We start from the raw sequence: 12,845 nt of genomic DNA, 5'->3' as shown, positions 1-12,845 counted from the left end.
CGAGGCCTCCCATATGCTCCGCTCTCTGCTCGTGACCTTCGCTCTCCTCCTCCCGCTCACAGCAGTCGCGCAGACCCCCAAGCCCCCGGCCTTCGACGTCGCCACCATCCACCCCGTCGATCCCGCCGCCCAGTCAGGCCGCTACATAAAGATGGAAGGCGACCATCGCTTCATCGCCTACCACTTCACCCTCAACCTCCTCATCGCCGCGGCCTACGACCTCAACCCCCGCACCATCTCCGGCGGCCCCAAGTGGGTAGACTCCGACCACTTTGACATCCTCGGCATAACCCCTGGCGACACCCGCCCCCCCCGCGAGCAGCAGATGGCCATGCTCCGCGGGCTGCTCACCGACCGCTTCGGCCTGACCTTCCACCGCGAGCCCAAAGTCTTCTCGATCTATGAGCTCCAGGTCGCCCCCGGCGGCCCCAAACTCAAGCCCACCTCCGCAGCCCCCGACGCTCCCATCAACGTCACCAACACCGTCTACCCCAGCAAGGTCGTCCTCCCCGCCCGCAACGCCACCATCCAGGACGTCGTCGCCATGATGCAGCGCGCCATGCTCGATCGCCCCGTAGTTGACAAGACGGGCCTCACCGGTCGCTATGACTTCGACCTCGAATGGGCACCCGACGAGACCCAATTCGGCGGCGCCCTCATCCCCGCACCCACGGACGCTCCCTCACCGCCGCTCTTCACCGCACTCCAGCAGCAACTCGGCCTCAAACTCGTCGCCACCAAAGGCCCCGTCGACGCGCTCATCATCGACCATGCGGACCAGCCCTCTGCCAACTAAGCACCGAAACCCCGCTATCAGCTAAACTATCTACAGATGCGTCTGCGCACCGCCCAACTCGCCTGCCTGCTTCTGCTGCTCACCTCCATGGGTGCAGCCGAACGCTCCGCGCGCGATGTCAACTTCTCCATCGGCGGGCATTACATCGCGCAGCTTCTGCTGCAGAACGCTCCGGCCGATCCCATCGAGACGCCGCTCAGCCGCAGCCTCGAAGCCCCCGCGATCATCGCTCCTGCGACCACCGTCGCCACGATCGCCTGGACCATGCGCCCACCCTCGGCACACAGCGTCCGCGTGCAGGCCGTCACCTCCGGCATCTAGTTCCGTCCGAGCACACACCCTCGCGCTCTGACTCCGGCCAAACACAGCCACACCCCTATCGAAACCACCTGCCTGCGACACGCCACGTCCGCACCTCATGACGTAAGCCCTCGCCCGCAACCCAAGGAACGACATCCATGTTCAATCAATTCCTCGCCAAAGTCTTCGGCACCAGCAACGAACGCGCCGTCAAAAAGCTCATCCCCGTCCTCGAGCAGATCAACAGCCTCGAGCCTTCCATCTCGGCGCTCTCTGACGAGCAGCTCACCGCGAAGACCTTCGAGTTCAAGGCCCGCATCGCCAAGTCCATTGAAGGCCTCACCGACCCCGAAGAGATCCTCGCCGCTGAGAAGCAGGCCCTTACCGACATCCTCCCGGAAGCCTTCGCCGTCGTCCGCGAAGGTGCCAAACGCGTCATCGGCATGCGCCACTATGACGTGCAGCTCATCGGTGGCATGGTCCTGCACTCCGGCAAGATCGCCGAGATGAAGACTGGCGAAGGCAAGACACTCGTCGCCACGCTCCCCTGCTATCTCAACGCGCTCGCTGGTCACGGCGTCCACGTTGTCACCGTCAACGACTACCTCGCCAAGCGCGACGCCGAGTGGATGGGCAAGGTCTACGGCTTCCTCGGCCTGTCCGTCGGCGTCATCGTCCACGACCTCTCCGATGAGCAACGCCGCGCCGCCTACTTCAGCGATATCACCTACGGCACCAACAACGAGTTCGGCTTCGATTACCTCCGCGACAACATGAAGTTCGAGCTCTCCGAACAGGTGCAGCGCGGACAATACTACTGCATCGTCGACGAAGTTGATTCCATTCTCATCGACGAAGCCCGCACCCCGCTCATCATCAGCGGCCCCACCGATAAGACCACCGATAAGTATGCCATTGCGAACCTGCTCATCCCGCAGCTCGAACTCGGCGAACTCATCGAGACCCTCGACACCAAGACCTGGTCCGGCGACTACGTCGTCGACGAAAAGGCCCGCGCCATCACCGTCACCGACGAAGGTTTCGAGAAGATCGAAAAGCTGCTCGGCATCGGCAACATCGCCGACCCCGAAAACTGGGACATGAAGCACCACATCGAAGTCGCCATCAAGGCCCACGCGCTCTACACGCGCGACGTCGAGTACATCGTCAAGGACGGCGAGATCATCATCGTTGATGAGTTCACCGGCCGCCTCATGCCGGGCCGCCGCTGGTCCGATGGCCTGCACCAGGCCGTCGAAGCCAAGGAAGGCGTCCAGATCCGCAAGGAAGATCAGACCCTCGCCACCATCACCTTCCAGAACTACTTCCGCCTCTATAAAAAGCTTTCCGGCATGACCGGCACGGCCGAAACCGAAGCCACCGAGTTCGATAACATTTACAAGCTCGAGATCGTCGTCATCCCCACCAACCGCAAGATGCTCCGCATCGAAAACTCCGACGTCGTCTACCGCACCGCCAAGGAAAAGTACTTCTCGGTCGCGGACGAAATCGAACGCCTGCACGCAGAAAAGCAGCCCGTCCTCGTCGGCACCACCAGCATCGAAAAGTCCGAGCTGCTCTCCAGCATCCTTCAAAAGAAGGGCGTCCGCCACGTCGTGCTGAACGCTAAGTTCCACGAGAAGGAAGCCGAGATCGTCGCACAGGCCGGTCGTCTCGGCATGGTCACCATCGCCACCAACATGGCAGGCCGCGGTACCGACATCCTCCTCGGCGGCAACGCTGAGTTCATGGCCAAGCAGGACCTCGTCAAGCGCAACCTCGGTCGCGCCGTCTCCCCCGCGGAAGGCGCCATCTCCCCCAACGCCGCTCCCGGCTTCGTCCGCTTCCTCTATCAGTCGCAGGAGTTCGAAGTCACCGAGCAGCAGTGGAACGACGCGATGGAAAAGCACGTCGCCTCCACTAAGGTCGAACACGACGCCGTCATCGAAGCCGGTGGCCTGCACATCCTCGGCACCGAGCGCCACGAGTCCCGCCGCGTCGATAACCAGCTCCGTGGTCGCGCCGGTCGTCAGGGCGACCCCGGCAGCTCGCGCTTCTTCCTCTCACTCGAAGACGACCTCATGCGCATCTTCGCTCGCGAGTGGGTCTCCGGCCTGCTGCAATCGCTCGGCATGGAAGAAGGCGTGCCCATCGAAAGCCGCATGATCTCCAAGCGCATCGAGTCCGCGCAGAAGGCCGTAGAAAGCCAGAACTTCGAGTCCCGCAAGCACGTCCTCGAGTACGACGACGTCATGAACAAGCAGCGTGAGGCCGTGTATGCCCTGCGCCGCCAGCTCATGGAAGGCACCGACCAGAAGCAGCTCATCGCCGATGACTACGTCTCCACCATCCTCTCCAACATCCTCGACGAATTTGCTCCCGCGAAGGCCCTGCCACAGAACTGGAACACCGAAGGCATCAACACCGAGGTCTACGAGATCTTCGGCCTGAAACTCGACGGTGTCGTGGATTACAGTGATATGAGCCGCCGTGAGCTCGGCGACAAGATTTTCGATCTCCTCCAGGACCGCTATAACGTCAAGGAGCAGATCCTCGGCGAGCCCAACCTGCGCTATCACGAGCGCATTGTCATGCTCTCCGTCCTCGACGGCCTCTGGAAAGAACACCTCCTCAACATGGACCACCTCAAGGAAGGCATCGGCCTGCGTGGCTACGCGCAGCAGGACCCGCTCGTCGCCTACAAGAAGGAGTCCTTCGAGATGTTCGAGCAGATGATGCTGCGCTTCCAAGAAGATACCTGCCGCAACCTCTTCCGCATGCAGATCCTCGGCCCCAACCAGGAGCCCATCGAAACCCTTGAGCAGCTTGCCATCCTCCGCGGCGGCTTCACGCAGCAGCAGGGTCAGCTCGAGTCCTCCGCCATGGACGCCGACGGCTCCGTCAACGTCGAAGTCCCCGCACAGCAAGCCCCCGCGCCAGCCGTACCCACAGCCTCGCCCAAGACCACCATCGACAACCTCGAGCGCGAGTTCCAGCGCAACAAACAGCGCGACCTCGACGCTGCCCGCAACGCAGGCGGCGGCACCGCAACCGCAACTCCGCGTCGCACCGGCGCTGAAGTCGGCCGCAACGACCTCTGCCCCTGCGGCTCCGGCAAGAAGTACAAAAAGTGCCACGGCGCGAACGCATAACTCTATCCAGCACCAAAACCAAAAAGCCCTCACACTCGTGAGGGCTTTTTGCTGTCGACCAATGATCCATTGGCAATCAGATATTGTCATCCTGACCCTGAACGTGCCGAAGGGGGAAGGATCTGCTTGTTTGCTTATGCCGACAACGCGTCACGAAGCGCACTTAGCAACTCGCGCACGAACATCTCCGGCAGAACGTATGGTTCAGCCGATGTGCCGCAATCATCAGCGCACTCCCCGCACACGTAATCGCCACCTCTTCCCAGTGTGCCGCAAGATGATCCCCAGCAAACGCTCCGAAGAAGATACAAGCCAGCCCCGCAGCCATCAGGCAAGGAATCAGCCTTCGCCCATGCGCTCGAAATCCCTTCACCAGCGCCAGACACCCCAGCAAAGACACCAGCAACGCCAGCGTCCGATGAGTACCTTCCTCCGAAGGCAGCAGGTGCGCAAGCACCGCCGACATAGACAACAGCACCGGCGTCAACACGCAATGCACCACACATAACCCAGAAGCCCATATCCCCAAGCGGTCCGACCATCCAGCACGCACCAGCGACTCTTCCTGCAACTGCATCCTCATCTGCTCATGGTATCGAGAACCTATTATCAATAGCAAATCCACCCCATCCATCGATGTATCCTCTTCTCATGGACCTCGAAGTCACCGTAGAACAAGCCAAGCAACTCCTCGCCACCACCCCCGCCCCGCTCCTGCTCGATGTCCGCGAGCCGTGGGAGTTCAACACCGCGCACATCGAAGGCGCCACCCTCATCCCCATGAACGAGATCCCCGGACGCGCCCACCAGGAGCTCGACGAAGAGGCCCCCATCCTCGTCCTCTGCCATCACGGCGCACGTTCGCTCTCCGTCGCCAACTGGCTGCGCAACCAGGGCTTCGACAAAGCCCAGTCCATCTCCGGCGGCATCGACGCCTGGACCCGCCGCATCGACCCCACCGTGCCTCTCTACTGACATCCCGCATCCAACCCACCATGGATAAGCCCGCCGAGCGCGCACCCGAAGTAGACCCGCGCGTCTACTTCGCCGCCGAACGCACCTTCCTCGCCTGGATTCGCACCGGCCTCGGCCTTATGGGCGTGGGCTTCGCCGTCAGCCGCTTCGGCCTCTTTCTGCGTGAGTTCAGCGCAACGCAACACACCCTCACCACCAACTCCGTCGTCACCGGAGTGGTGCTGGTCGCCCTCGGCGTCGTCATCAACATCGTCGCCGTCATCAATCACACGACCATCGTCCGCAGCCTCGCCGCAGGCACTTGGCGACCGGGCAAAACCTCAAAGCCCGCGATTGTCCTCGCCCTCGTCCTTGCAGCCCTTGGTGTTGCGATGGCAGCTTACCTCCTGAAATTTCGCTAGACCAAACTAAACGCCATCCCTCACTTCACACGCGCCACCGCCAGAGCATCCAAAGCTCTCATGTCGTCCGCAGTCGCATCCCCGCCCGTCACGCCATCCGCCGACTCCCTAGCCTCTGCCAAAGCCGCACACCTTCGCTACGTCTATGACAGCAAGCCCGGCATCACGCGCCACCGCTCCGGCAAATCTTTCCGCTACACAGGTCCCGACGGCAAGCCTCTGCGCGACAAAACCACCCTCGCCCGCATTAAGTCCCTCGTCATCCCGCCCGCCTGGAACGATGTCTGGATCTGCCCGCTCGACAACGGTCATCTGCAGGTTACCGGCCGCGACGCCCGCGGTCGCAAGCAAAGCCGTTACCACCTGCGCTGGCGCGAGGTCCGCGACGAATCCAAATACGAGCATGTCCTCGCATTCGCCAACGCCTTACCCGCCCTTCGCACCCGCGTCGACCACGACCTGAGACTCCCCGGCCTGCCCCGCGAAAAAGTCCTTGCCACCATCATCCGTCTCATGGAGCTCACCTTCATCCGCGTCGGCAACGAAGAATACGCCCGCACCAACGGCAGCTTCGGCCTCACCACGCTGCGCCGTCGCCACGTCTCCGTACGCAAATCAAAGATCGTCTTCAACTTCAAAGGCAAGTCCCGCGTGCAGCACTCCATCGACGTCAACGACCGCCGCCTCGCTAACATCGTCGCCACCTGCCGCGACATCCCCGGCTACGAGCTCTTCGAATACCTCGACGACGACGGCAACCCCCACTCCATCGACTCCACTGACGTCAACGACTACCTTTCCACCATCACCGGCGGCCACTTCACCGCCAAGGACTTCCGCACCTGGGCCGGCACCGTTCTCGCCTGCTCGCTCCTCAACAACTTCACCGCGACCGACACTGCGACCCAGGCAAAGAAGAATGTCGTCGAAGCCATCAAGACCGTCGCCGAACGCCTCGGCAACACGCCCTCCGTGTGCCGCAAGTGCTACGTCCACCCCACCGTGATCGAAAGCTATCTCTCCGGAGAAATGCCCGCAGCCCTCAAGCGCCTGCCTAAAACCCGCCCCACCCCACACGGCCTCCAACCCGAGGAACGCGCTCTTCTTCATCTGCTCAAACAGCAACTAGCCACCAGATAAACCTTAACGACTTACTTACGCATTCCAGACTTAACCTATCCAGCGGGGCGTTTCACCATCAACTCGCCCCATGGAGCAGCATGAGTCTCATCGACCTCGTCGCCGGCAAAGCCCTCGCCACATCAGAAGAACGTGCCGAACACATCGGACCCATCTCCGGCATCCCCGTCTTCGGTCTCGACGCCCTCAGCTCCGCCGCCTACGGCCCCGAGGCCGCGCTCACCCTGCTCATCCCTCTCGGCATGGCAGGCATCGCGCACATTGTCCCCATAAGCTTCGCCATCATCGGCCTTCTAGCCGTCGTCTATTTCTCCTACTGCCAGACCATCGACGCCTATCCCAACGGCGGTGGCAGCTACACCGTAGCCAGCGAAAACCTCGGCGAACTCCCCGGGCTGCTCGCCGCCGCCGCGCTCATGATCGACTACATCCTCAACGCCGCCGTCGGCATCTCCGCCGGCGTCGAAGCCCTCACTTCAGCGTTTCCCTCTCTGCTGCCGCACACCCTCGCCTTCTGCCTGCTCATTCTCACAGTCCTGACTCTCATCAACATGCGCGGCACCAAAGATACCGGCGTCGCCTTCCTCATCCCCACCTATCTCTTCATTGCTACGCTCGTCATCGTCATCGGTATCGGCGCCTTCCGAGCCTTCGCTGCCCACGGACATCCGACTCCCGTCACCGCTCCGCCGCATCTCCCTATCGGCACCTCTACGCTCGGTCTATGGCTCCTTGCCAAGGTCTTCTCCAGCGGCTGCGCTGCCATGACCGGCGTTGAAGCCGTCTCGAACGGCGTCGCGGCCTTCCGCGAACCCACGCAGCGCAACGCCAGGCGCACCCTCACCATCATCATCGTGCTGCTCATGCTCTTCCTCGGAGGCATTGCGCTTCTCTGCCGCGCCTACAACATCGGCGCCACAGATCCCACCGCCCCCGGCTATCAGAGCATCCTCTCGCAACTCATCTCCGCCGTCATGGGACGCGGCTGGTTCTACTACGTCGGCAGCGGCTCCATCCTGCTCGTGCTCGCGCTCTCGGCCAATACCTCCTACGCCGACTTCCCGCGTCTCACCCGCGCGATCGCCATGCACGACTACCTGCCCCACGTCTTCAAGATCCGTGGTCGCCGCCTCCTCTACTCCCACGGCATCGTCGCTCTCGTCGGCTTCACCGCCGTGCTGCTCATCGCCTTCGACGGCATCACCGACCGCCTCATCCCACTCTTCGCCATCGGCGCCTTCCTCGCCTTCACCCTCTCGCAGGCGGGCATGGTCGTCCACTGGCACAGGCAGACCGGCCCCGGCCGCCATCACCGCATGATCATCAACGGCATCGGAGCCATCGCCACCGGCATCACCCTGATCGTCGTTCTCGTCGCCAAGTTCACCGCCGGAGCATGGATCACCGCCCTCCTAATCCCCGCGCTCATCTTCCTCATGCTCGGCGTCAAACGCCACTACCAGGGCGTCTCCGATGCCATCAACATCGACCGCCCCATGCACGTCGAAAACCTCATGCACCCGCTCGTCATCGTCCCCATGGACCGCTGGACGCGCATCACCGAAAAAGGCCTGCGCTTCGCCATGAAGCTCTCCGACCAGGTCCAGGCCGTCCACGTAGACGCCGAAGACTGCCGCCCGGACGTCGAACAGATGTGGCAACGCAACGTCGCCTCGCCCATCGAAGCTGCAGGCAAGCCCATCCCCGAACTCGTCTTTCTCAGCTCACCCTACCGCTTCGTGCTCATGCCGCTTGTCGACCACATCCTCCAGGTCGAACATAACCACCCCGAGCGACAGATCGCCGTCCTCGTTCCCGAACTCGTCGTCAAACACTGGTGGCAAAGCCCTCTCCATAACCAGCGCGCCCAGCTCCTCAAACTCCTGCTACTCGTCCGAGGCAACCAGCGCATCACCGTCATCAACATCCCCTGGTATCTCTAGCGATTGCCCAGATCGCGCGCCGCCGCTGTCTCGCGCGCCGAACTTTTTGAATGGCGCTCGGTCTCTTCAAGAGCTACAATTTCCGCGCAGCCAGTCGTTTCGATTCCGCCGGCTCGGGCCATCTTCATCCATTTGTACGCCGGATCTTGAGGGTACCCGCATGGCCTTTGAAGTCGGACAACGTATCGGCGATTACGAAGTCGTCAAGATGCTCGGCGTGGGTGGCATGGGCCACGTCTATCTCGTGCGCAACATCATCTCCAACCGCACTGAAGCCATGAAGGTCCTTCTTCCCGACCTCACCGCCGAGCGCGATCTCGCCATGCGTTTTATCTCCGAGATCCGCACCCTCGCCGGCTTCGATCACCCCAACATCGCCCAGCTCCGCACCGCCTTCCAGGGCAACAACCAGCTCATCATGATCATGGAGTTCGTCGAAGGCTCCACGCTCGAACAGATGGCACAGGGCCGCTCACTCACCGTCCCCGAGGTCGCAGACTACATCTCGCAGACCCTCTCCGCCCTCAGCTACGCGCATGCCCACGGCGTCGTGCATCGCGATATCAAGCCGGCAAACATCATGGTCACCAGCCACGGCATCGTCAAGCTCATGGACTTCGGCATCGCCAAATCCGCCCGCGAAAACCTGCAGCAGACGCGCCCCGGCACCACCATTGGCTCCCTCCATTACATGTCACCCGAGCAGGTCCGCGGCGGCACCATCGACTCCCGCTCCGACCTCTACTCCGTCGGCGTCGTGCTCTACGAACTCACCGCAGGCCGTCGCCCCTTCGAAGCCGAAACCACCTTCAGCATCCTCAACCAGCAGCTGAACGTCGAACCCACGCCCCCCATCGAGTACAACCCGCAGCTTTCCCCCGAACTCAACCACGTCATCATGATCGCGCTCGCCAAAGATCCTCTTGCACGTTTCCAGAGTGCCGACGACTTCCGCGCCGCCCTTAAACCCTTCCGCGCCGCAGCAGCCGTCGAAGGTACCTCCCTGAGAGTCGTGCCCACGCCCGCTCCTCAAGCCGGGCCCGCCGCAACGCCCCAACCTACGCCCATACCTGCTCCGGCAGCCGCCTATGCAGCCACTGAGGCCGTCGCAGCCCGAACCCCGGCCTTCACCCCTGTTCCCAACACGGCATCCCCCGCCCATAACGCAGCTCCAGCGCAGCCATCGATGCCGCCACAAGCCGCTTCTTTCCCTCCACCGAACAGCCCTGCTCGCCCCGGAAACCATCGCGGCCTTTGGATCACCACCGGTGCCCTCGTCGTTCTTCTCGCACTCGTCGGCGCAGGCTTCGCTCTACCGCACTTCATCGGCGCCTTCGCAGGCTCACGCAGCGCCTCTTCAGATGCCGCCTCATCCACACAGCAGCGTGCCGTCGCAGACACCACACCCGCACCCCAACCGGCAACGTCGCCAGCTTCCAGTGCTGCTCCCCTCGAAGCCAGTACTTCGACAGCCTCCGCGCCGCAGCCTGCCTCGAACAGTCCCACTCCCATAGTCCGCAATAGCATCCCTGCCCCGCAGACCGCCTACCCTCAGACCGCCTCACCAGAAGCTCAACCTGCCAATCAGCCAGGGCCGCAACCCAACAATGAGGCAGCCATCGAGCAGGCACAGGAACGCTTCACCCAACTGCTCGCCCGCTCCAACGCTGCCCGTCGCGGAGTCGACCGCATCCGCCGTCAGCAGGAAGCCGACGGCCTCGGTATGCGCGGCGACATCGACGCCTCCGATTCGCGCCTCGGCTCCTACATCGCCACCGCAGGCAACGCCATCTCTCGCGGCGATCCTGCAGCCGCTCAACGCGCTATGGACAAAGCCGAGTCCGACCTATCTACCGTAGAAAAATTCCTCGGCCACTAAAGCCAGTTACTCGGTCGCCTGCTTTGCACAAAAGTTTCCTCTCACTCAAAAGCTGTCATTTCGACCGGAGCATCGCAGCTTCATCGCGATGCGTAGTGGAGAAACCCCTGTATTGACACCAGCGATGTGCGAAGCACGAGCCCACTCTTCCTGTTCCCTATTCCCTGGCGCTCACCGAGCGCGAGGATGCGTCTCGTCATACACCTTCTGCACCTGCCCCACCGTCAACTGCGTATACCGCTGCGTCGTCGACAGCCGCTCATGCCCCAGCATCTCCTGGATAGCCCGCAGGTCCGCACCCTCTTCCAGCATGTGAGTTCCGAACGCATGGCGCAGTGTATGCGGATGCACATCCGCAGCCAACCCTCGACTCAGCGCGATCGCCTTCACAATGCGCCCCACACTCCGCGTCGTCAGCCTGCACGCGCCCCGTGTTCTCGCATTAATCAGCAACGGCCCCTCATGTACGAACTTCCCTTTACCCGCCGCCTCCAGCCGCGATTGCCGCTGCACTATATAAGCCCGCAGAGCCTCCGCCGCCGCATCGCCCAGCGGCACCAGCCGTTCCTTGCGTCCCTTGCCAAACACCCGAATCGCATCGTCGCTCCAATGAATTGAACCCACATCCAAGCCCACTAACTCCGAGTTACGAATCCCACACCCATACAGCAACTCAAAGATCACGCGGTCCCGCTCCGGCCACGCCGCCGCCTCGCCACCGTCCCTGGGTGCCCCATCCATACGCGGCTTCCTCGCGGATGGGTGGGATGCAAACTTCTCCCCTGACGAACCACCTAGCGAGTCCAACACCCCGTTGAGTTCTTCCATACTCGGCACCCTCGGCAGATGCTTCGGCAGCTTCGGAGTACTCACCAGCCGCGCCGGATTACTCTCCACCAACCCGGACTTCGCCAGCCACTTGAACCAGCTCCGCACCGCCGCCAGCGCCCGCGCCACACTCGCCTTCGTCAACCCTTTGTCATACAAAACCGCCAGATACCCACGGATATGCGTATGCTCCACACTCGCAACATCCGCATCCCCCAACGTCTCCTGCAAGTAAGCAGCAAACCCACGCACCTCCCGCGCATAAGCCCGCAGCGTATGCTCCGACGCCCCACGCTCATCCCGCAGCATCGCAAGATATCTCTCTGCTAACTCTGCAAACTGGCTCACCTGTTCGGGGAAATCATTCACTCGAAGGGGCACGGCTTCAGCCGTGCCATCAAGACCACTGTTTGACGGCGGCTTCAGCCGCTGAGGTACGTCTGACGTCGTCATGTCGCAACCTCCCTCTTCTTTGCCCGCGGATGACACATCCGATGCACCGTCTTCAACCGATCAATCGCCAGATGCGTATACACCTGCGTCGTCGCAATATCCGCATGACCCAGCAGCGTCTGCACACTCCTCAAATCCGCCCCATGCTCCACCATATGCGTCGCCATGCTGTGCCGCAGCTTATGCGGACTCGCATTCTTGTTCACGCCGCGCACCATCTGCCACACGGCCTGCGTCGTCAAAGCCCTGCCCCGCACACTTAAAAACAGAGTCCTCTCAACTTTCGGCTGACTCGTGCCCGAAGGGCGTCTCGCCGTCTGCGCAAGACCAGGCCGTCCCCGCTGCAAATAAACCTCAATCGCCTTGATTGCCTTCTCCCCGATCGGCACGATCCGCTCTTTATCCCCCTTGCCGCGCACCTGCACATTCCCGCGATCAAGATGCAAATCCTCCACCCGCAGCGACACGATCTCCCCCACCCGCAGCCCACCCGCATACAGCAACTCCAGCATCGCGTGGTTCCGTAGAGCCGCCCCGTCCGCATCCGCCGCATCCGCCCTATAGCCGGTGGACGCCAGCATCTCGCCCACCTCGCGCTCACCCAGCGACTTCGGCAGCACCTTCCAGCTGCTCGGGCTCTCGATATTTACCGTCGGATCGCCCACCACCCGCTTGTCCATCAGCAGCCACTTATAGAACCCCCGCAGACAACTCAGCTTCCGCGCAATCGACCGCGACTCCACACCCTTCTCGCGCTTGTCCCGCATCCACTCCGACACATCTTCCTGCCGCGCGCCCATCAGCGTCTTCGCCGTCTTCTCCAGAAACTCCGCAAACTGCTCCAGGTCCCGCGCATACGCCTCAATCGACAGCGGCCGCAGCCCGCGCTCCACCCGCAGATGTCCCTTGTACTCCCGCAACAACCCCGAGTTGTTCGCCAATTCCATCACCCTCGATTCTCAATCCCGCTACCCTGCA

11 protein-coding genes are annotated in these 12,845 nt (G+C 62.3%); 8 read left to right on the top strand and 3 right to left on the bottom strand.

Going from position 1 to position 12,845, the window contains the following annotated elements:
- Window positions 1-13: 13 nt before the first annotated feature.
- The 3 genes from OHL14_RS14145 (at window position 14) to secA (ending at window position 4,248) form a co-directional block, all read left to right on the top strand.
- On the top strand, window positions 14-796 hold the full coding sequence (locus OHL14_RS14145; protein WP_263380001.1) for a TIGR03435 family protein: 783 nt from the start codon (window positions 14-16) through the stop codon (window positions 794-796).
- A 36-nt stretch (window positions 797-832) separates the two neighbouring features.
- Window positions 833-1,117, top strand: a complete 285-nt coding sequence (locus tag OHL14_RS14140) for a hypothetical protein (protein ID WP_263380000.1) — start codon at window positions 833-835, stop codon at window positions 1,115-1,117.
- 137 nt (window positions 1,118-1,254) lie between these two features.
- Window positions 1,255-4,248, top strand: a complete 2,994-nt coding sequence (secA, locus tag OHL14_RS14135) for a preprotein translocase subunit SecA (protein WP_263379999.1) — start codon at window positions 1,255-1,257, stop codon at window positions 4,246-4,248.
- A gap of 163 nt (window positions 4,249-4,411) precedes the next feature.
- On the opposite strand, the gene OHL14_RS14130 is transcribed toward secA, so the two are convergent.
- Window positions 4,412-4,831, bottom strand: a complete 420-nt coding sequence (locus OHL14_RS14130) for a MerC domain-containing protein (RefSeq protein ID WP_263379998.1) — start codon at window positions 4,829-4,831, stop codon at window positions 4,412-4,414.
- A 68-nt stretch (window positions 4,832-4,899) separates the two neighbouring features.
- Between OHL14_RS14130 and OHL14_RS14125 the strand changes: the two genes are divergently transcribed.
- From OHL14_RS14125 to OHL14_RS14105, 5 genes are all read left to right on the top strand, one after another.
- Entirely contained in the window at window positions 4,900-5,223 is a 324-nt protein-coding gene (locus OHL14_RS14125; RefSeq protein ID WP_263379997.1) for a rhodanese-like domain-containing protein, read from the top strand.
- 20 nt (window positions 5,224-5,243) lie between these two features.
- A complete protein-coding gene (locus tag OHL14_RS14120) occupies window positions 5,244-5,624 on the top strand; it encodes a YidH family protein (protein ID WP_263379996.1) in 381 nt (126 codons plus the stop codon).
- Between the two features lie 60 nt (window positions 5,625-5,684).
- Window positions 5,685-6,764 carry a DNA topoisomerase IB gene (locus OHL14_RS14115; RefSeq protein WP_263379995.1) on the top strand — a complete coding sequence of 360 codons (1,080 nt, stop codon included), beginning with the start codon at window positions 5,685-5,687 and terminating at the stop codon, window positions 6,762-6,764.
- A gap of 80 nt (window positions 6,765-6,844) precedes the next feature.
- Window positions 6,845-8,707, top strand: a complete 1,863-nt coding sequence (locus tag OHL14_RS14110; protein ID WP_263379994.1) for an APC family permease — start codon at window positions 6,845-6,847, stop codon at window positions 8,705-8,707.
- A gap of 160 nt (window positions 8,708-8,867) precedes the next feature.
- Window positions 8,868-10,586, top strand: a complete 1,719-nt coding sequence (locus tag OHL14_RS14105; protein WP_263379993.1) for a serine/threonine-protein kinase — start codon at window positions 8,868-8,870, stop codon at window positions 10,584-10,586.
- 171 nt (window positions 10,587-10,757) lie between these two features.
- On the opposite strand, the gene OHL14_RS14100 is transcribed toward OHL14_RS14105, so the two are convergent.
- Together OHL14_RS14100 and OHL14_RS14095 are read right to left on the bottom strand one after the other, a co-directional pair.
- Window positions 10,758-11,723 carry a tyrosine-type recombinase/integrase gene (locus OHL14_RS14100; RefSeq protein ID WP_396271401.1) on the bottom strand — a complete coding sequence of 322 codons (966 nt, stop codon included), beginning with the start codon at window positions 11,721-11,723 and terminating at the stop codon, window positions 10,758-10,760.
- A gap of 140 nt (window positions 11,724-11,863) precedes the next feature.
- A complete protein-coding gene (locus OHL14_RS14095; RefSeq protein ID WP_263379992.1) occupies window positions 11,864-12,814 on the bottom strand; it encodes a tyrosine recombinase in 951 nt (316 codons plus the stop codon).
- Between the last annotated feature and the right edge of the window lie 31 nt (window positions 12,815-12,845).

The sequence above is a fragment of the Granulicella paludicola genome (assembly GCF_025685545.1).
Classification (GTDB): domain Bacteria; phylum Acidobacteriota; class Terriglobia; order Terriglobales; family Acidobacteriaceae; genus Granulicella; species Granulicella paludicola.
The sequence above is the reverse complement of the archived record's forward strand: the minus strand, read 5'-3'. Positions and strand labels throughout refer to the sequence as shown.